This is a genomic window from Halomonas ventosae (assembly GCF_004363555.1).
GTDB lineage: Bacteria > Pseudomonadota > Gammaproteobacteria > Pseudomonadales > Halomonadaceae > Halomonas > Halomonas ventosae.
Window position 1 is genome coordinate 57,131 of record NZ_SNZJ01000002.1, and the last position, 18,359, is coordinate 75,489.

At 69.5% G+C, this 18,359-nt stretch carries 17 protein-coding genes; 7 read left to right on the forward strand and 10 right to left on the reverse strand.

The features are described from left to right. Window positions 1-19: 19 nt before the first annotated feature. On the reverse strand, window positions 20-796 hold the full coding sequence (locus tag DFP85_RS01765) for an SDR family NAD(P)-dependent oxidoreductase (protein ID WP_133634363.1): 777 nt from the start codon (window positions 794-796) through the stop codon (window positions 20-22). Window positions 797-865: 69 nt separating this feature from the next. Further along, window positions 866-2,662 carry an NAD(P)/FAD-dependent oxidoreductase gene (locus DFP85_RS01770; RefSeq protein ID WP_133634365.1) on the reverse strand — a complete coding sequence of 599 codons (1,797 nt, stop codon included), beginning with the start codon at window positions 2,660-2,662 and terminating at the stop codon, window positions 866-868. A 354-nt stretch (window positions 2,663-3,016) separates the two neighbouring features. On the opposite strand from DFP85_RS01770, the gene DFP85_RS01775 reads away from it, so the two are divergent. The 3 genes from DFP85_RS01775 to DFP85_RS01785 all read left to right on the forward strand — a co-directional run bounded on the left by DFP85_RS01775 (window position 3,017) and on the right by DFP85_RS01785 (window position 6,865). Further along, window positions 3,017-4,972 carry a sigma-54-dependent Fis family transcriptional regulator gene (locus DFP85_RS01775; RefSeq protein ID WP_133634367.1) on the forward strand — a complete coding sequence of 652 codons (1,956 nt, stop codon included), beginning with the start codon at window positions 3,017-3,019 and terminating at the stop codon, window positions 4,970-4,972. Window positions 4,973-5,049: 77 nt separating this feature from the next. Then, a complete protein-coding gene (locus DFP85_RS01780) occupies window positions 5,050-5,928 on the forward strand; it encodes an NAD(P)-dependent oxidoreductase (protein ID WP_133634369.1) in 879 nt (292 codons plus the stop codon). A 16-nt stretch (window positions 5,929-5,944) separates the two neighbouring features. After that, complete coding sequence (locus DFP85_RS01785; protein ID WP_133634745.1) at window positions 5,945-6,865, forward strand: DMT family transporter; 921 nt, start codon at window positions 5,945-5,947, stop codon at window positions 6,863-6,865. Between the two features lie 7 nt (window positions 6,866-6,872). Here the strand turns inward: DFP85_RS01785 and DFP85_RS01790 are convergent, their stop codons facing one another. Next, window positions 6,873-7,448 carry a biliverdin-producing heme oxygenase gene (locus DFP85_RS01790; protein WP_166644570.1) on the reverse strand — a complete coding sequence of 192 codons (576 nt, stop codon included), beginning with the start codon at window positions 7,446-7,448 and terminating at the stop codon, window positions 6,873-6,875. A 112-nt stretch (window positions 7,449-7,560) separates the two neighbouring features. Here DFP85_RS01790 and DFP85_RS01795 point away from each other — a divergent pair, with 112 nt between their 5' ends. From DFP85_RS01795 to ahpF, 3 genes are all read left to right on the forward strand, one after another. Further along, on the forward strand, window positions 7,561-7,953 hold the full coding sequence (locus tag DFP85_RS01795) for a ribonucleotide reductase subunit alpha (protein ID WP_133634373.1): 393 nt from the start codon (window positions 7,561-7,563) through the stop codon (window positions 7,951-7,953). Window positions 7,954-8,089: 136 nt separating this feature from the next. After that, entirely contained in the window at window positions 8,090-8,653 is a 564-nt protein-coding gene (gene ahpC / locus DFP85_RS01800) for an alkyl hydroperoxide reductase subunit C (RefSeq protein WP_106229529.1), read from the forward strand. A gap of 172 nt (window positions 8,654-8,825) precedes the next feature. Next, entirely contained in the window at window positions 8,826-10,379 is a 1,554-nt protein-coding gene (gene ahpF, locus DFP85_RS01805) for an alkyl hydroperoxide reductase subunit F (protein ID WP_133634375.1), read from the forward strand. Between the two features lie 110 nt (window positions 10,380-10,489). Here ahpF and DFP85_RS01810 read toward each other — a convergent pair whose 3' ends face one another. Then, complete coding sequence (locus tag DFP85_RS01810) at window positions 10,490-12,577, reverse strand: sensor domain-containing diguanylate cyclase (protein WP_133634377.1); 2,088 nt, start codon at window positions 12,575-12,577, stop codon at window positions 10,490-10,492. 216 nt (window positions 12,578-12,793) lie between these two features. Between DFP85_RS01810 and DFP85_RS01815 the strand changes: the two genes are divergently transcribed. Beyond that, window positions 12,794-13,585 (forward strand): EAL domain-containing protein, encoded by a 792-nt coding sequence (locus DFP85_RS01815; RefSeq protein WP_133634379.1) that lies wholly within the window; start codon window positions 12,794-12,796, stop codon window positions 13,583-13,585. A gap of 7 nt (window positions 13,586-13,592) precedes the next feature. On the opposite strand, the gene DFP85_RS01820 is transcribed toward DFP85_RS01815, so the two are convergent. The 6 genes from DFP85_RS01820 to DFP85_RS01845 all read right to left on the reverse strand — a co-directional run bounded on the left by DFP85_RS01820 (window position 13,593) and on the right by DFP85_RS01845 (window position 18,356). Beyond that, window positions 13,593-13,958: a DUF6164 family protein gene (locus DFP85_RS01820; RefSeq protein ID WP_133634381.1), complete on the reverse strand. Its 366-nt coding sequence runs from the start codon at window positions 13,956-13,958 to the stop codon at window positions 13,593-13,595. Between the two features lie 43 nt (window positions 13,959-14,001). Then, window positions 14,002-14,556 carry a hypothetical protein gene (locus DFP85_RS01825; RefSeq protein WP_133634383.1) on the reverse strand — a complete coding sequence of 185 codons (555 nt, stop codon included), beginning with the start codon at window positions 14,554-14,556 and terminating at the stop codon, window positions 14,002-14,004. An 81-nt stretch (window positions 14,557-14,637) separates the two neighbouring features. Next, entirely contained in the window at window positions 14,638-15,189 is a 552-nt protein-coding gene (locus tag DFP85_RS01830; RefSeq protein ID WP_133634385.1) for a nitrous oxide reductase accessory protein NosL, read from the reverse strand. Between the two features lie 43 nt (window positions 15,190-15,232). Then, window positions 15,233-16,057: an ABC transporter permease gene (locus DFP85_RS01835; RefSeq protein WP_133634387.1), complete on the reverse strand. Its 825-nt coding sequence runs from the start codon at window positions 16,055-16,057 to the stop codon at window positions 15,233-15,235. Continuing rightward, window positions 16,054-16,998 (reverse strand): ABC transporter ATP-binding protein, encoded by a 945-nt coding sequence (locus tag DFP85_RS01840; protein WP_133634389.1) that lies wholly within the window; start codon window positions 16,996-16,998, stop codon window positions 16,054-16,056. Before DFP85_RS01840 ends, DFP85_RS01835 begins: the two co-directional genes overlap by 4 nt. Beyond that, window positions 16,995-18,356, reverse strand: a complete 1,362-nt coding sequence (locus DFP85_RS01845) for a nitrous oxide reductase family maturation protein NosD (protein ID WP_133634391.1) — start codon at window positions 18,354-18,356, stop codon at window positions 16,995-16,997. The genes DFP85_RS01840 and DFP85_RS01845 overlap by 4 nt, the downstream gene beginning before the upstream one ends. Window positions 18,357-18,359: the final 3 nt, after the last annotated feature.

Below are 18,359 nucleotides of genomic sequence, written 5' to 3' on the forward strand. Positions count from 1 at the left end.
CCGCGCCGCCCTCGGTCTTTCAGAGCGAAAAGCCACCATCGACGGCAATGGCCTGCCCCGTCACATGTTCCGCACAGGCCAGATAGACGGCCAGCTGGCCCATGTCCTCCGGGGTCTGGGCCACGCCCTGGGGGAGCAGCGTCTTCTGGTGGCGCTCCCAGGAGGCCTCCTCGCTCTCGCCCTCCTGGCGCCAGCGCCCCGATAGTCCCTCCTCGCCTCGCCACATCCCGGTGCCGACGATGCCCGGGCAGAGCGCGTTCACGGTCACCCCCTCCGTCGCGACCTCCTTGGCGACGGCATTGGTGAAGCCGATGACGGCAAACTTCGATGCCGAGTAGTGGGACAGGTCCGGGAAGCCCACCTTGCCGGCGATCGATGCCACGTTGATGATTCGGCCGAAGCGTCTCGGGCGCATCACGCGCAGTTCCGCCTGGGTGCAGAGGAAGACTCCCCTGGCGTTGACCGCCATGATCCGGTCCCAGTCATCGGCCGAGAGTTCGGCGACCGACTTGATGCTGATGATCCCTGCGTTGTTGACGGCGATATCGAGGTGGCCGAAGGCGGCTGCCACGTCATCGACCAGCTGGTTGATCGAGTCGGGCTCCGCCACGTCGACCTTCAAGGCCAGGCTTTGCCGGCCCAGTGCCTCGACCTTGCTGGCCGTTTCCCTGGCGATGTCGATATCCAGGTCAGCGACCGCCACGTCTGCCCCGGCCTGTGCCAGGGCCAGGGCGACTCCCTGTCCGATGCCGCGGCCACCGCCGGTGACCAATGCCGTCTTGCCATTGAGTTGCATAGGGGATGCTCCCTTGAAGCGTGAAGGTGCTGGCCCGACACGCTCGGCGTGCCGGACCGCTGCGGGGGATCAGGCGAGGTGGTGGACCTCCTGCAGGCCGTAGACCGGTGTCGGGATGCCCTCCTGGCGCGCCTTGAGCTGCAGTGCCAGGTACCGGGAGTAGTGGCGCGACTGGTGGAGGTTGCCGCCGTGGAACCACAGCGCCTCCTGCTGGGTGGGCTTCCACATGTTGCGCAGCTCGCCTTCCCAGGGCCCCGGATCCTTCGGGGTGTCGGAGCCCAGGCCCCAGCACTTGCCGACCTTGTCGGCCACCTCCTGGGAGATGATGCGTGCCGCCCAGCCGTTCATGGAGCCGTAGCCGGTGGCGTAGACGATGAGGTCCGCGGGTAGCTCGGTGCCGTCGGTGAGGGTCACCGAGCGCGGGTTGATGCACTCGATGCCGACGCCACTGCGCAGCTTGATCTCGCCGTTGGCGACCAGGTCGCTGGCGCCCACGTCGATGTAGTAGCCCGACCCCCGCCGCAGGTACTTGAGGAAGAGGCCGGAGTCGTCGGAACCGAAGTCCAGCAGGAAGCCGGCCTCCTCCAGCCGCTGGTAGAACTCGGCGTCCCGCTCGCGGATCTCGTCGAAGGCTGGCTTCTGGATGTCGGGCAGCACCTTGTAGGGGATCGAGGCGAAGATCAGGTCGGCCGTGTCGTGGGTGATGCCGCTGCGCACGGCCTCCTCGGAGTAGAGCGGGCCGAGCACCACGTCCATCAGTGAGTCGGACTTCACGATATGGGTCGAGGAGCGCTGCAGCATGGTGACGTCGGCCTCGTTCTCCCAGAGCGCCGCGCAGATGTCATGGGCGGAGTTGTTGGCACCCACCACGACCACCTTCTTGCCGCGATAGGCGTCCGGCCCGGGGTGCTGGCTGGAGTGCTGCTGCTCGCCCTCGAAGCGCTCGGCGCCCGGGAAGTGGGGAACATTGGGCATGCCCGACATGCCGGTGGCCAGCACCAGCTGCTGCGGCCGCAGCGTGACCCGCTCGCCGTCGCGGTTGACTTCGACGATCCACTCCCCCCTGGTCTCGTCGTAGCGGGCGCTCTCGCATTCGGTGGCGCCCCAGTAGTTGAGCTCCATCACCTGGGTGTACATCTCCAGCCAGTCGCCCAGCTTGTCCTTGGGCGCGAAGACCGGCCAGTTCTCGGGGAAGGGAATGTAGGGCAGGTGGTCGTACCAGACCGGGTCATGCAGGCAGAGCGACTTGTAGCGGTTGCGCCAGGAGTCGCCGGGGCGCGGGTTCTTCTCCACCACGATGGTGGGGACGTCCAGCTGGCGCAGGCGTGCGGCGAGCGCGATGCCGCCCTGGCCGCCGCCGATGATCACGCAGTAGGGCTGGCGCGTGTAGCCCAGCTCCTGCTGCTCGCGCTGGCGTGCCTCCAGCCAGGTCTCGCGTGACTTGCTGGCGCCGTGCTGGGCGCCCTTGGGGCGGCGTTCCCGGCTGGGCTCGGGATGGTCCTTGAGCCCCTGCATGGTGGTCAGCAGCGTCCAGCACCGGCCGTCCTTCAAGCGCAGCAGCCCCTTGCCGCTGGCTACCGCCGTCTCGAAGGTGATCCAGGCCTCGATCACGCCGTCGGCCTCGTTGGCCTTGCCGTCCAGGCGCCAGTTCGTGGGGCGTGTCTCGTCCAGGGTGGCCTCCAGCATGGACTGGATCTCCTCCTTGCCCTCCAGCGTCTTGAGGTTCCAGGTGAAGGTGACCAGGTCACGCCAGTAGCACTCCTCGCCGAACAGGTCCACGACCTGCTGGCGGTCTCTCTCGTGCAGGGCGGCCTCGAACTGCTCCAGCCATTGGGTGACATCTTGGGTCGGCGTGCGTGTTGTCATCATTGTTCTCCACTGCTCGTCATGGGGTGTGCCCCCTGACTGAGGCAGCATTCATGCCAGGCGCGGGACGCGATGGCCGGCATGGTTTTCAATGCATTGAAAAACAGGGAAATTGAGTTCTCTGGGCAGGGCCAGGGCCCGTCGGGCATCGGTGTCCGGGGCCGGCGGATGGCGTGCCACCTGTCACGGCCATGACGGCCAGGACGTTACAGCTGTAATGCCCGACCAAGGGCGAAGGCCTTGTCGATTGACTCTCCGCCGGGGCGGCATAGGCTGGGAGGCTGGCCTGCCAGACAACAACAACGGTCCCGTCGCCCCTTCCTGCCTGGCTAAGCGGGACCCCGGGAGGCAGACATGAGCCTGCAAACCGAACAACGCCAGCATATCGATACGCTGATCCAGCTCAGCGAAGGCCGTGAGACGGGACTCGGTGCCTGCCGCGAGGTGATCCGTCGCTCCTGGGCACGCTGCGTCGCTGAATACCGCCTCGACCCCAGCCGACCGCGCCCGGTGCGGGTGCTGACCCAGCAGGCACTGCGCGACCACCAGGAGTCGGTGGACGACCTGCTGCACGTGGCCCGTGCCGGGGTCGACCAGCTCCATGCCCAGGTGGCCCGGCTGGGCTATGTGCTGCTGCTTACCGACCATCGCGGCATCACCGTGGAGTTCCGTGGCCAGCGCCACCGGGACCGGGCGCTGCGCAAGGCGGGCCTCTATCTCGGGGCCGACTGGGACGAGCGCTATGCGGGGACCTGTGCCGTCGGCACCTGCATCCACGACACACTGGCCATCACCTGTCATCACGGCGAGCACTTCGACGCGACCCATATCAACCTGACCTGCACGGCGGCGCCGATCACCGACCCCCAGGGCAACGTGATCGCCGTCCTCGATATCTCGGCCCTGGAGTCGCCGCGATCCCACGAAAGCCAGAATTTCGGCCTCTCGCTGGTGACGCTCTACGCGCGGATGATCGAGGATGCCTACTTCATGCACCGCTACGGGGACTGCCTGATCCTGCGCTATGACACGGCGCGCGAATTCGTTCACCTCAACGGCCGGGGGCTGATCGCCATCGAGGAGGACGGCACCCTCATCGCCGCCAACGGCAGCGGGCGCGCCCTGATCGACGAGCACCTGCGCCGCTGGCCTTCCTGGTCCCCGGACCGCATGCCCTCGATCACCCAGCTGTTCGACGGCGAGATCAGCGATTTCCTGGGCATCCTCTCGGCCGGCGGCGACCAGGTTCGGGCCTTCCGCGCCCGGGCCAGTGATGCCATCTGCTTCGTCACCCTCATCGAGCCGCGAGGGCGGCGTGTCGCCGTGCGCGACCTGCCGGCATCGCCGACGCCGGTGCCGGCACTCGACCGGCTCGCCTCGGACGACCCGGCCATGCATCGGGTGCTCAAGCTGGCGCGGCGCCTGCGCAACGAGGAGGTGAGCGTGCTGATCACCGGGGAGACCGGCACCGGCAAGGAGGTGCTGGCGCGGGCCCTGCATGACAGCGGCTCGCGGGCGAGCGGCCCGTTCATCGCGGTGAACTGCGCGGCCATTCCCGAGTCGCTGATCGAGAGCGAGCTCTTCGGCTACCTGCCGGGCGCCTTCACCGGCGGTCGCCGCCAGGGCATGCGCGGGCTGATCCAGCAGGCCGACGGCGGCACCCTCTTCCTGGACGAGATCGGCGACATGCCGTTGCCGCTGCAGTCGCGGCTGTTGCGGGTGCTGGCGGAGCGCGAGGTGATGCCCCTCGGCGCTGATACGCCGGTGAAGGTCGACATCCGGGTGATCACCGCCACCCACCGTGACATGAGCCGGATGATCGGCGACGGCGACTTTCGGGAGGACCTCTACTACCGGCTCAACGGTGCCCAGCTGCGCCTGCCGGCGCTGCGGGAGCGAGCCGACCGGCACTTCGTGATCCGCAGCGTCTACGAGGCGCTGGTCGCCGAGCGCGAGCAGGCCACCCGCCTGCGCGCCGATGCCATGAGTGCCCTGCTGGCCTATGGCTGGCCCGGTAACATCCGGCAGCTGAAGAATGCCCTGGGCTTCGCCCTGGCCACAGTCGAAGGGGACGAGATCACCGTTCATGACCTTCCGGAGGAGTGCCTGGTCGATGCGCCTCCCGCACCGCTCACCCTGGCACAGGGGGACGACGAGGCGGTGGACGACGATGGGCAGGCCCTCCATGAGCTGTTGCAGCAGGCCCGATGGAACATCAGCCAGGTGGCCCGGCGGCTGGGCGTGTCGCGCCCCACCGTCTATCGGCGGATGCAGCGCCACGGCCTGGTGCCGCCGAACCGCAGAGGGTGAGGGCGTTCGTGATTCGAGACGGTCCGAGAATGTTAGGGCGAGAAGACGCACCACCACGGATGAGCAGGGAGGCAAGCATGACACAGACACCGCGTATCGGCCTGGTCGGGGCCGGCCTGATGGGCCACGGCATCGCCCGCAACATCCTTCGGGGCGGTTATCCACTGACGCTCCTGGAGCATCCCGGCAACCAGCCGGTGGATGACCTGGTGCAGGCGGGGGCACAGCTGGCGAGCACGGGGCGCGAGGTGGCAGAGGCCGCGGATGCGGTGCTGCTCTGCGTGACCGGCTCGCCCCAGGTCGAGGCGGTGCTCTTCGAACCCGGTGGGGTGCTGGAGGGGCTGGCGCCGGGGGGCGTGGTGATCGACTGCTCCACGGCGCTGCCCAGCTCCACGACCCGGGTCGCCGCGCGGGTGGTGGAAGCCGGCGGCCACTTCATGGATGCCGCCATGACCCGGACGCCGCGGGAGGCGGAGGAGGGGCGCCTGAACCTGATCGTGGGGGCCCCTTCGGCGCTGTTCGCCGAGATGCGGCCGCTGCTCGAGAGCTTTGCCGAGAACATCACCCATGCCGGCGAGGTGGGGGCCGGGCATACCCTGAAGCTTGTGCACAACTTCGTCTCGCTGGGCTTCTCGGCGGTGCTGGCCGAGGCGGCCGCGGCGTCGCGCCGGGCGGGCATCGACGATACGGCCTTCCTCGAGGTGGTGGGCAAGGGCGGCGGTGGCGGAGTGGTCTTCGACCGCCTGCGGCCCTTCATTGCCGAGGGCGATGCGTCCGGCTTTCGCTTCAGCGTGGCCAATGCCAGCAAGGACCTGGGCTACTACCATGCCATGACCGACGAACTGGGGGCCGGTCGCAGCGTCGCCGAGGCGGTGGAGGCACTTTTTGCGGGGATCGATGATCAGGGCCTGACGGTGCCGGAAGTCATCCGCGTCCTGGAGGAGAGGAAAGCGTGAGGGAGGCACGGCCGTGATGGTGTGGCGGTCGGGCGCCGGTCTCTCCCACCGCCAGCAGGGCCTGCTGCTGACCGGGGGCGGGGCGTTGATCATGTCGCCGGATGCGCTGCTGATCAAGCTGGCGGCCCTGCCGGACGCCGAGATCCTGATGTGGCGGGGGCTCCTCTCGGCGCTGGGCTTTCTGGTGATCGCCGTGGCGCGCTACGGCCGCGGCACCCTGGCCGCCTACCGGCGCTGCGGCGGCACCGGCATCGCTGTGGCGCTGCTCTTCAGCCTGACGACCTGCGGCTTCGTGCTGGGCAACCAGTACACCAAGGCGGGCAATGTCCTGCTGATCCTCGCGGGGGCGCCGCTGATTGCCGCCCTGCTGTCCCGCGCGATCCTCGCCGAGCGGCTGCCGCGCCGCACCTGGCTGGCGATCGGGCTCTGCATGCTGGGCATCGGGATGATCGTGATCGACGACACCGGGGCCGGCTCCTGGGTGGGCAATGCCTTCGCCCTGATGGCCGCCACCACCCTGGCGCTCAACTTCACGCTCTGCCGTCGGCGCCCCGGCGTGGACATGAGCCCGATGCTGGTGTTCAACGGCCTCATCGTGGGCGGTGGCGCTGCCCTGGCGCTGCAACTGGGCGGTGGTGGGATCGACATGCCGCCCATCGATCGCTGGCTGCTGGTGGTCCTGCTGTGCCTGTTCATCGTGCCGGCGGGGGTGACCCTGCTGCAGCGCGGGCCCCTCTACCTGCCCGCCGCCGAGGTCGGCCTGCTGCTGCTGCTGGAGGTGGTGGTCGGCACCCTCTGGGCCTGGTGGCTGCTGGGCGAGACCCCGGCACCGATCGCCCTGGTCGGGGGCGGGCTGGTGCTGGGCACCCTGGTGACCAAGGGGCTCTATGAGCGGCGCCTGGAGCTGCGCCTGCGCCAGGCGATGACCTCCCGCTGAACGCCGGCTACGCCCGGAAGCGGAGGTCCAGCTGATGGTGGAAGCGGGCGAAGGCCTCGCAGGCGCCCGCCACGGCGGCCTCCCTCTGCCCGGGTGGGCAGAGCGCCTCGAGCTCGGCCAGGCGCCGCGACCACTCCCCGGGGACCATGGCCAGGGAGAAGAAGGCGTGGGGTACCCCGGGGCCCAGGGTCCGGCGCAGCCGGTCGGCAATCACCCGGCCGCCCAGGCGGGATCCCTCCAGCACGTAGAGCTCTCCCGCCAGGGTGGCGGGGGAGGCCGGGCTTACCCCGGCCTCGTAGGCGAGCGCTTCCGGTGTCAGGCCGAGGGTGCCGAGGTCATCGGCGAGGCGCGGCAGCCGCCGTGGTACCCGGAGTCGCAGCCCGAGCCGGGAGATCTCGCGGCAGACGCGGCTCTCCAGTGCCGCATGGGCGGGATAGAGGGCCAGCAGCGAAGCACCGTAGGCCTCCCGGGTCAGCGTGGGGGCGAGCAGGCACTGCAGCGCGGGGTGATGGTCCAGGGAGCGGTGGGCGTCGCGGGTGGCGTCGCGCAGCTGACGGGCCAGCGGTGGGGTCGGGGGGCTCATCGGCGCTCCGGAACGTGATCTGGGTCGCATGGGCCGCGAAACCCCCTTCCCGAAGCGGAGCGGGCCCGTTACGCTGCCTGCCACGATACCATCCCGAACTGGAGGAGTCCCCGTGGCCATTTCCTGTTATGCCGACCTGCTGGACGAGGCGCGTGCCCAGCCAGAGCCGCAGCGCCTGCTGTTCGTCTTCACCCGCGCCGAGCTGCCGGACCATCCCAGCGAGGAGCAGCGGCGTCGCTTCGAGCAGGGCGAGGGCGGCGTGCTGACGCCGGTGGTCTGCGTCGACAAGGCCCCCGAGGAGCTCTCCGACATGGCCGCGCTGGTGGCGGAATCCCGGGAGACCGGCGTCGACTGGGACATCGTCTTCGTGGCGGCGCTGGCCGGCGAGAACGCCCAGGCCCAGGCCGAGCAGCACCTCAACCGCATGGTGGAGTCGCTCAAGATGGGCAACATCTCCCAGTTCCTGGCCTTCGACCGCCAGGGCGAGGCGGTGGACATAGGTTGATGCCCGTCCCGTGGGCCATAGGGTTGAATTATCAGCTCCATGACGCCATTCAATTTACGCTATCAGGAGATACGGGCTACCATGCGCCTCGTATCGCCGTCACCCATTCAACGAAAGTCGAAAGGAGCACTACCGAATGTCGCTGCTGAACACCGAAGTCAAGCCGTTCAAGGCCACTGCCTACCACAATGGCGAGTTCATCGACGTCACCGAGGAGAGCCTGAAGGGTCAGTGGAACATCTTCTTCTTCTATCCGGCCGACTTCACCTTCGTCTGCCCCACCGAGCTGGGTGATCTGGCAGACAACTACGAGGAGTTCAAGAAGCTGGGCGTCGAGATCTACAGCGTCTCCACCGACACCCACTTCACCCACAAGGCGTGGCACGACAGCTCCGAGACCATCAACAAGCTGCAGTACCCGATGCTGGCCGACCCGACCCACGCCATTTCGCGCAACTTCGAGGTGCTGATCGAGGAAGACGGCATCGCCGAGCGTGGCACCTTCGTGGTCGACCCCGATGGCAAGATCCAGATCATCGAGCTGAATGCCGGCAACATCGGCCGCAACGCCGAGGAGCTGCTGCGCAAGGTCAAGGCCGCCCAGTACGTGCGCGCCAACCCGAACGAAGTCTGCCCGGCCAAGTGGGAAGAAGGCGAAGAGACCCTCTCTCCGTCCCTGGACCTGGTCGGCAAGATCTAAGCGATCTGCCCCCCGCCGGCGAGGCCCCTAACGGCCTCGCCTGCCCCGCCCGGGTATCCCCTGCCCGGGCCCTGATTCCGGAAGCATGAGCGAACTGGGCCTCCCCGCGCGGGACGTCCCGGCCCCCTCATGCCTCCACCCCGACACCCGAACATGAAGGAATGCCGCTGTCATGTTGGACGACAATCTGAAAAGCCAGCTCCAAGCCTATCTGGAAAAGGTCACCCAGCCCTTCGAGATCGTCGCGTCCCTCGATGACGGCGCCAAGTCGAAGGAACTGCACGGTCTGCTGACCGACATCGTCGGCCTGACCGACAAGATCACCCTCAAGCTCGATGGCCAGGACGCGCGCCGCCCCTCCTTCGCGCTCAATCGCCCCGGCGAGGAGACCGGCGTGGTGTTCGCCGGCCTGCCCATGGGCCACGAGTTCACCTCCCTGGTGCTGGCGCTGCTGCAGGTGGGTGGCCATCCGCCCAAGGCCTCGGCTGAGGTGGTCGAGCAGATCAAGGGCCTCGAGGGCGAGCTCAACTTCGAGACCTACTTCTCGCTCTCCTGCCAGAACTGCCCGGACGTCGTCCAGGCGCTCAACCTGATGGCGATCCTCAACCCGGGCGTCCACCACGTCGCCATCGATGGGGCGCTGTTCAAGGACGAGGTGGAGGAGCGCCAGGTGATGTCGGTGCCGAGCATCTACCTCAACGGCGAGCCCTTCGACCAGGGCCGCATGAGCCTGGAACAGATACTCGCCAAGGTGGACACCGGCGCCGCCGAGCGCGAGGCCGCCAGGCTCAGCGAGAAGCCGACCTTCGACACCCTGATGATCGGCGGCGGTCCGGCCGGCGCCGCGGCAGCGGTCTATGCCGCCCGCAAGGGCATCCGCACCGGGGTGGCCGCCGAGCGCTTCGGCGGCCAGGTGCTCGACACCATGGGGATCGAGAACCTCATCTCCGTGCCCCACACCGAGGGCCCCAAGCTGGCCGCGGCGCTGGAGGAGCACGTCAAGGAGTATGAGGTCGACATCATGAACCTGCAGCGTGCGGTCAAGCTGGTGCCCGGCCAGCCGGGGGAGGAGCACGAGGTACAGTTCGAATCCGGCGCCAGCCTCAGGAGCCGGACCCTGGTGCTCGCCACCGGCGCCCGCTGGCGCGAGATGGGCGTGCCCGGCGAGGCCGAGTACCGCAACAAGGGGGTGGCATACTGCCCCCACTGCGACGGCCCGCTGTTCAAGGGCAAGCGCGTGGCGGTGATCGGCGGCGGCAACTCCGGCGTCGAGGCGGCCATCGACCTGGCCGGTATCATCGGCCACGTCACCCTGATCGAGTTCATGGACGAGATGCGCGCCGACGCCGTGCTGCAGAAGAAGCTGCGCAGCCTGCCCAACGTGGAGATCATCCTCGGCGCCCGCACCACCGAGGTGAACGGCGACGGCACGCGGGTCAATGGCCTCACCTATGAGGAGCGCGCCAGCGGCGAGATCCGCCAGGTCGAACTCGAAGGTGTCTTCGTGCAGATCGGCCTGGTGCCCAACACCGAATGGCTCCAGGACTCGCCCATCGAGCTCTCCGAGCGCGGCGAGATCGTGGTCGATGCCCACGGCATGACCTCGGTGCCCGGCATCTTCGCCGCCGGCGACGTGACCACCGTGCCCTACAAGCAGATCGTCATCGCCATGGGCGAGGGGTCCAAGGCCGCTCTGGGCGCCTTCGACTACCTCATTCGTCAGTGACCCGCGCTCGCCAGTGACCCACCGCCCCGGGCGTCGTCGACGCCCGATGGCTCCCGAGTCCTGCCCCCGCCGGTTTACCGGCGGGGGCAGGCTCGTTCATGGCCGGCGCCTCACGCCTGGGCGGCGCTCTCCGCTGCCTGCTCCACGCGGTTGCGCCCGTTCTGCTTGGCCCGGTACATCGCCTCGTCGGCCCGCGCGACCAGCCGCTTGCGGGTATCCCCGGGGTGCCAGCCGGCCACGCCGATGCTGATGGTCACCCGGCCCAGCTCACCAAGCTCGACCTCCTCCACGCACCGGCGCAGGCGCTCTGCCAGGGGGAGCGCTCCCTGTCCGTCGCAGTGGCTGGCCAGCACCATGAACTCCTCACCGCCCCAGCGTCCCAGGATGTCGCTGTCACGCAGGGTGGTCTGCAGGGCCCGGGTGATCTCGACCAGCACCCGATCCCCGGCCTCATGGCCGTGGGTGTCGTTGAACTGCTTGAAGTGGTCCACGTCGAACAGCAGCACCGCGCAGGGGTGGCCGTAGCGCTCGGCGGCGTTCAGGGCCGCATCGATGGCCTGCTCCATGCGGTAGCGGTTCCAGCTGCCGGTCAGGCTGTCGCTGAAGGCCAGCGACTGCAGCTGCTCGTTGACTCGGCTCAACTGCACGTTCAGCCGGTGGATCTGGTGGCCGGAGGCCAGCACGGCGAGGTCCTCGGCGAGGTCGCCGGCGGCGCGGCGCTCCATGGCCCCCCAGGCACGACTGCGCCCCGCCACCTCCTCCTGCCACTGGGCGAAGGAGCGGCGCGGGGTCATGATCAGCCGGCCGTCCCGCTCCATGGGCACGTCCTCGGGCTTGCCGGCCCAGCGGCGCGCCTCGCGCTGCTCGTGCCGGAACAGCATCAACCAGGCGGGCCGACGCTCATCGGTGGGCAGCGGGGCGGCGAGCAGGCCGCAGAGGTCATCCTGCTGCCACTCGGCCAGCGGTGTATCCCCCAGCGCCTGGGTGGCCCAGGGCATATCATGGCGCTGGTGGTGGCCGAGCCACGCGGCCATGGCCTCGAGCCGACGGTCCTCCGGCCGCCGTCCGACCCCGTGGACCCGGTCCCCCTGGACCAGCGCCACGCCGGCGGCACGCAGCAGGTCGAGCCACTGCTGGCCGTGGCGCTTGACCATCTCGCCGGGGTCGACCAGCTGTCCGCGCTCCCCGGCCAGCAGGTCGCGGCTGTCGTGGATGCTCTGCAGCAGTCGGGCCTCGGCACGGGCGCGTATCAGCATCAGTCGCGGCAGGGCGATCTGCACCAGGGCGCGTGCGGCATCCCGGTCCGCCGCCGACAGGGAAGTGGGGCCCAGGCCATGGCAGGCCAGCAGGCCCCACAGCCGTCCCTCGTCATGCATGGCGATGGAGAGGGAGGCGCCCACCCCCATGTTGCGCAGGTACTCCTGGTGGATGGGCGAGACGGCGCGCAGCGAGCCCCGCGAGAGGTCCAGCGGGGCGGGGTCGTGCGGGTCCGTAGCGGGCACCAGGGGGATGGGTGCCGCGGCGGCATCGGGGATGCTGCGCACCCGGTTGATGTCATAGAGCCGGCGGACCTGGGCGGGAATGTCGCTGGCCGGGAAGTGGTGTCCCAGGAAGCTCTCGGCCGGGGGCAGGCGGTGCTCGGCGACCACCCGGCCGTTCCACTGCTCGTCGAAGCGGTAGACCATCACCCGCTCGTGGCCGGTGAGTCGCTGGACCATGCGGGTCAGGGCCTGGAGCAGTCGCTCCTCGTCATCGATCTCGCCTACCTGGACCAGCCATTCGTTGACCAGCGCCAGCAGGCGCCGTTCATCGGGCCGGGCGAGAGGCTCGAGCTCGACCACCAGCCGCGAGCCGCTGCGATAGGCGACCACGTGCAGGTGGCGCTCACGCCCCTTCACCCTGATGCGGGTGGTGAGTGCCGCCGGCAGCCGCTCCCGGTCGGCGAGCTCCCGCTGCAGCCGGTCGAGCAGGCGCTCGCCGAGGAGCTCCCGAGGCGAGTGGCACAGGGCCTCGGCGACGCCTATCCCGAGGATTTCCTCGAGGTTGGCGCTGACCTGCCGGACCTGGCGCATGGTGCCATCGAGGCTGACCAGGCCCCCTGCCGGCTGGATGGCTCCCGGAATGTGCACCGGCTCCCGCGCGCAGGCCTCCAGGGCGGCGGCGATCTGGGCATCGCTGTAGCGTGTCGGGGCGTTCAAGGGCTGGTGTTCCTCGTGGGGTCTGGCGATGACCCTACACCCTTGCCGGCGCGGCGTGAACTGCCCGATGGCAACGGGCCATGTACGGCCCGGCGATTGCGTCACTCCCTCGCGCTTGGGATAGTGGGCGCGTCGTTGCCTGCCCTCGGCCAGGCCGACAGCGCCCCGCACCGGTTGCCGGGTTAGAGACCGACGAACACTGACAAGGAGTCACCGATGTCGAGCTGTGCGCGCGTCGCGGGGCACTGCGGCCGCTGCGAAGGGGAGCTGCCCTTCGCCTTCACCATGGCCTTCCAGCCGATCGTCGACGTGGAGACGGCGAGGATCACCACCTACGAGGCGCTGGTGCGGGGGCCGGCGGGCGAGTCGGCCTGGAGTGTGCTGTCCCAGGTTACCGATGACCTGCTCTACCGCTTCGACCAGGCGTGCCGGGTGCGGGCCATCGAGATGGCCAGTGCGCTGGGCATGCGCGAGAACCTCTCGATCAACTTCCTGCCCAATGCGGTCTACGAGCCCGAGGCCTGCATCCAGGCGACCCTGGACGTCTCGGCGCGGGTCGGCTGGCCCACCGAGCGCATCGTCTTCGAGATCACCGAGACCGAACGGGTCAGGGATCGCCAGCACCTGCGCAGCATCATCGAGGCCTATCGCGCCATGGGCTTCGCCACGGCGCTGGACGACTTCGGCAACGGCTATGCCAACCTGGACCTGCTTACCGACCTCACCCCCGACCGCCTCAAGGTCGACCGCGAACTGATCATGGGCTGCGACGGTGACCGTCGCCGCCAGGTCCTGCTCAAGGCCGTTAAGCGACTGGCCGACGAGCTCGACATCCTGCTGATCGCCGAAGGCGTGGAGACCCGGGAGGAGGCCCTGTGGCTGGCGAGGGCCGGCATTACCCGCCAGCAGGGCTACTTCCATGCGCGGCCGGCGGTGGCCGCGCTGGCGGCGGACCTGGGGCCTGCGCTGGCGGCGCTGCGCGACGAGAGTCGCCGGCCACGCGCCTGAGGCGGCATCAGCCGGCCAGCCACAGAAAGGGCAGCAGCGAGAGGGCGAGCACGGCGGCGGCGAGCAGGGCGAGCAGCAGCGTGCGGATCGGCTGGCGCGCCAGCCGCCGCCACAGGGTGGGGGCCTCGCCGCGCTCGGCGAGGGCATCATGCTCGCGCCGCATGCGCTCGCCGAGCGCCTGCTGGTAGGCGTCGATCAGCTCACGAGCCCGCGCCAGCTCGTGCGGGTTACGCAGCCAGATCGCGGCCACGCCGAGCCCCCAGAAGCCCGCCCGGGTCTCGAAGGTGTCCAGGCCGTGCTCGTCGAGCAGCCGGCGAACCTCCTCGGCCTCCTCCTCGGGCACGTTGCGCAGGTGGAACAGCAGCACGGCCACGCCTTCTCCTCCTCTCGATCTTTGCGAACCCTGCGCGGTCCCCTCAGCGCCCGGCCTCGTCGCACAGACGACGCAGGCGTTCGATCGCCTCGCCGGCGCCCGCCAGGCCGAAGACCATGAACCAGGGGTCGTCGGGGCCGCGCATCATGCGCAGGCGCAGCAGTTCCCCCTCGGCCATCTCCTCGAGCAGCAGCTCCAGGTCAGGGAGCGCGAAGCGCACGTAGAAGCCATCGTCGCCGCGCTCGGTGACGAAGGCGGCGCTGCCGCTGTGGATGGTCGCCTGATCGACGCGCAGGTCGGCGGGCACGCGGTTCACCGTGGCGCTCTCGGCCTGGTTCTCGGCGAGCGCCACACGCAGCTCCAGCCACGGCACGTCGCAGGCCCCGGCGCTGGCGTTGACGCTGAAGATGGCGTCGCTGTAGCTCTGCTGGTCGATGGCGCGGAAGTGGCGCTCCTCGCCCAGCGACAGCACCAGGGAGTGCCAGCCGCCATGGGCCCGGACGTCGCCGGTGTTGTAGTCGGTGGCCGACGCCGTCCCGGCCAGGGCCAGGCAGAGCGGCAGCAGCAGAAGCGGGGCGAGACGGGAGAGGCGGGGCATGACGTGGGGCTTCCTGGGGCGGCGATGCGCCGAGGCTAGCACGGAGGCCAGGGGCTGTCCTGCCCCGGGCGCCCGCGCGCGTCAGTCGTGGCCGGACATGTCGCCCATGCCCTGGTCGACATCGCCACCCAGCTCGCCGCGGCCCAGGCGCCCCAGCAGGTCGAGGTCGATCTCATCGAAGCCCACCAGCTCACCGCCGTGCGCCTCGCGGAAGGCTTTGGCGTCGGCCTCGTCGCCGAACGAGGCGAGGGTGTGGCCCATGGCGCCGCGCCGGTCGTGGCCCACCACGTAGATCGCCTCGCTGGCCAGCACGAAGGCCTCGTCATCGGGGGTGGCCCAGGAAGCGGCGGCCACGTCATGCACATAGGCGTGGGAGACCTGGGTCTCGTTCTCGGGCTGCCTGAGGAAGGCGAAGAGGTCCATGGTGGAGCAGAACTTCAGCGCCTCGCCCTGTGCCTCCATGAAGGCCTCGCCCTTGGGGCCGGGGTGCTCGCCGATCAGCATGCCGCAGACATGGCAGCTGTCGCCGGCCTCGATGGGCTGGGCGGCGGCCAGCGCCTCGGGCTCGGCGTCGCCGCAGGCCGCGAGCAGCAGGGCGACGATCAGGAGCAGCGGCAGAAGCAGTTTTTTCATCGGGGTCTCTCTACGGGAGCGGTGAAGAGGGTCGGCAGCGGACTCAGGCGGCGCGGCGCCGGAAGCGCAGCAGCGCCAGGCCCAGGGGCACCAGGATCCAGGCCACCAGGATGGCGGTGACCACGGCGGGCCGGAAAGCGCCGCCCTCGGCGATGGAGGTGAGGCCGGTGTAGCTGCGGGCGGCCTCGAAGCCGGCCAGGTTGATCAGGCGGAAGCACTCGGTGGGGTTGAGCAGCAGCAGCCAGGGCAGCCAGTCGCCGCCCTGCTCGACGCTGACCAGCAGCGCCAGCAGCCCCAGGTCGAAGACCAGCACGAACAGGAACCACACCACCAACGCCAGGCCGGCGGCGCGGGCCTTCTCGGTGACCCACACGCTGATCAGGTAGGCGAAGGCGATGAACACCCAGCCGAGCAGGATGCTGCTGCCGATCAGCAGACCCATGCCGGCGGCCAGCTCGGTCAGCGCCACGCCCTCGGCACCCAGCGCGATCACCACCCCGGCGACGGAGAAGCCCAGCGCCGTGGCGGCGGCCAGGATCAGGCCGTGGCCGAGGAACTTGCCGAGCAGCAGCTGGGTGCGGCTGATGGGGTAGGTGAGCAGCAGCAGCAGGGTGCCCGCCTCCTGCTCGCCGACCACGGCATCATAGGCCAGCAGCAGGGCGATCAGCGGGATCAGGAAGACCGCCAGCGTCGCCAGGCTGACCACGGTGGTGGCAAGCGACGTGAAACCCAGGCCGCCGCTGGCGGCGGCGCCGAACCAGGCGATGCCCACGGCGAGAAAGGCCAGCACGAGGGCGATGGCCAGTACCCAGCGGTTGCGCAGGCCGTCGCGGAACTCCTTGCCGGCGATGGTCAGGATGGCGTTCATTCGGCGTCTCCTCGTTGCGCGGGCGAGAGTCCGGCGGAGAAGTGGGTGTAGAGGTGCTCCAGGGTCGGCGGCAGCAGCTCGATGTCCTCGACGCCGGAGGTGTCGGTGAGTCGGCGCAATACCGCGAGCTTGGCGTCCGGCGGTACCGTCAGCGTGACCTCGTGGCCGTTGACGGGGTTGGCCGCGATGCGCGGGTCGTCCCAGCCGGCCAGGCGCGCGGCGAGGTCGCCCTCGCTGCCATGGCCCCGGGCGCGCACGGTGATCGGCAGGGCGGCCTCCTCGCGCAGCTCCGCCAGGCTGCCCAGCGCCAGGCGCCGGCCGCCGCCGAGGATCAGCGCGCGGTCGATATAGGGCTCCACCCCGGGCAGCACGTGGGAGGAGAGCAGCACCGTGCAGCCGCGCTCGCGCAGGCCGCGCACCGTGTCGTAGAAGTCGCGGGTGGCGGCCGGGTCGAGGCCGGTGGTGGGCTCGTCGAGCAGCAGCAGGCGCGGGTCGCCGAGCAGCGCCTGGGCCAGCCCGAGGCGCTGGCGCATGCCCTTGGAGTAGGTCTTCACCCGGCGATGGGCGGCATGGCCGAGGCCGACCCGATCCAGCAGTTCGCCCACCTGGCCGCGGTCGACCCGCTTGAGGCGGGCGAAGTAGTCGAGCACCTCCCGGCCGCTCAACTGCTCGTAGAAGCTGACATTCTCGGGCAGGTAGCCCAGGCGGCGGCGCAGCGTCTCGGCGTGGGCGCCGTCGGGGGCGCCGCCGAGGACCGACACTTGTCCTTCGCTGGGCGAGAGCAGCCCGAGGATCAGGTGCATGGTGGTGGTCTTGCCGGCACCGTTGTGGCCCAGCAGGGCCAGTACCTCACCCTCGTCCACCTGCAGGTCGAGGGCGTCGAGTCGCACCAGGCTGCCGTCGCGGCGGGTGACGCCCTGGAAATCGATTACCGCGGTCATGCGCTGACGTCTCCCCTTTCGGGTGTATGGAAGGCGGATCCATTCGAGTCGGATGCATCCAGGTCGGGTTCGTTCATCAGCGGATGGCTGTCCTTGACCCCCTGGGGGCGGAATACCGGAAACTGGCGCTGTACCCAGCGCAGCGCCAGCACCGCCGGGCTGTGAATCAGCAGCCGCGCCACCGGGTAGCGCCACAGCAGGCGATCCATGGCATCGTTGGGCTCGTAGGGGGTGTCGCCCACACCGTCACCATCCAGGTCCCAGCCCAGGTAGTCGCTCCAGTAGTTGCCCCGCCCGGCCTCGGACCACTCCTGGGCCCGGGTGGCCACGTACATCACCTGCTGGCGGTTGTCGACGAAGGCGTTGCCCACCAGCTCGTTGTCCTCGGAGCCGGCGGTGAGGTGGATGCCGATATCGCTCTCGGCGAAGCGGTTGGCCTCGAAGCGGTTGTACTGGGCGTTGTAGACGAACAGCGCCTTGCCCTCTGCCCCGCTGACCAGGCCCTTGCCCTGGGCGTCGCGGCGCTGGTGGGCCCCGGTGACGTGATTGCCGCGCAGCGTCGAGCCGGTGATGTTGTTCATCAGGATGCCGTAGTTGCGATCACCCTCCGAGCGGTTGCCGATCACCTCGAGGCGCTTGGACTGCATCAGCGCGTAGCCGGTGCGGGTATCGCGGGTGGTGTTCGCCTCCACGCGGTTGTCGTAGGCGTACATGTAGTGCACGCCATAGCGCAGCGCCTGCATATGGTTGCCGCGCAGCAGGCTCTGGCTGGTGGTGTCGATGTAGATGCCGTCGCGGGTGTGACGGATATCGTTGCCCTCCACCCGCACGTTGCGGGAGTTGAACAGGTGCACGCCGTTGCCGCGATCCTGGGAGCGCACGGCAGCGTCGCCGCGGATCACGTTGTCGAGTACCCGAACGTCGCTGACGGCGTCGAGCCAGATACCGAAGCCGGGACCTTCGAGGCGTGAGTCGCGGATCACGCTGCCGCTGGCGCTCTCCTCGACGAAGAGGCCGGCGTCCATCTCGGTGAGGTTGGCGCCCCAGTTCTCGACGGTCACGCCCTCGATCACGATGTTCGGGGCGTCGAGCACCACGGCGTGGCCCGCGCCGCCGCCGTCGATCACCGCGCCGGGCTCGCCCGAGAGGGTCAGGGTGCGGTCGATGACCAGCGGGCCGGGATAGCGGCCTTCGGGCAATATCAGGCGGTCGCCGCTCGCGGCCCGCTCGATCAGCGGTTGCAGCGGCTCGCCGGGGCTGGCCGTGAAGTCGGCGGCCAGCAGACCGCCCGGCAGCCACACGAGCAGCCAGGCGGTAAGCAACGGTCGGGGGACGACGCGAGGCTGTCGTCGGGTCATGCG

Coding starts and splice junctions, on each gene's coding strand:
- DFP85_RS01765 (WP_133634363.1), bottom strand. CDS start 796: ATGCAACTCAATGGCAAGACGGCATTGGTCACCGGCGGTGGCCGCGGC.
- DFP85_RS01770 (WP_133634365.1), bottom strand. CDS start 2,662: ATGACAACACGCACGCCGACCCAAGATGTCACCCAATGGCTGGAGCAG.
- DFP85_RS01775 (WP_133634367.1), top strand. CDS start 3,017: ATGAGCCTGCAAACCGAACAACGCCAGCATATCGATACGCTGATCCAG.
- DFP85_RS01780 (WP_133634369.1), top strand. CDS start 5,050: ATGACACAGACACCGCGTATCGGCCTGGTCGGGGCCGGCCTGATGGGC.
- DFP85_RS01785 (WP_133634745.1), top strand. CDS start 5,945: ATGGTGTGGCGGTCGGGCGCCGGTCTCTCCCACCGCCAGCAGGGCCTG.
- DFP85_RS01790 (WP_166644570.1), bottom strand. CDS start 7,448: ATGAGCCCCCCGACCCCACCGCTGGCCCGTCAGCTGCGCGACGCCACC.
- ahpC (WP_106229529.1), top strand. CDS start 8,090: ATGTCGCTGCTGAACACCGAAGTCAAGCCGTTCAAGGCCACTGCCTAC.
- ahpF (WP_133634375.1), top strand. CDS start 8,826: ATGTTGGACGACAATCTGAAAAGCCAGCTCCAAGCCTATCTGGAAAAG.
- DFP85_RS01815 (WP_133634379.1), top strand. CDS start 12,794: ATGTCGAGCTGTGCGCGCGTCGCGGGGCACTGCGGCCGCTGCGAAGGG.
- DFP85_RS01825 (WP_133634383.1), bottom strand. CDS start 14,556: ATGCCCCGCCTCTCCCGTCTCGCCCCGCTTCTGCTGCTGCCGCTCTGC.
- DFP85_RS01830 (WP_133634385.1), bottom strand. CDS start 15,189: ATGAAAAAACTGCTTCTGCCGCTGCTCCTGATCGTCGCCCTGCTGCTC.
- DFP85_RS01835 (WP_133634387.1), bottom strand. CDS start 16,057: ATGAACGCCATCCTGACCATCGCCGGCAAGGAGTTCCGCGACGGCCTG.
- DFP85_RS01840 (WP_133634389.1), bottom strand. CDS start 16,998: ATGACCGCGGTAATCGATTTCCAGGGCGTCACCCGCCGCGACGGCAGC.
- DFP85_RS01845 (WP_133634391.1), bottom strand. CDS start 18,356: ATGACCCGACGACAGCCTCGCGTCGTCCCCCGACCGTTGCTTACCGCC.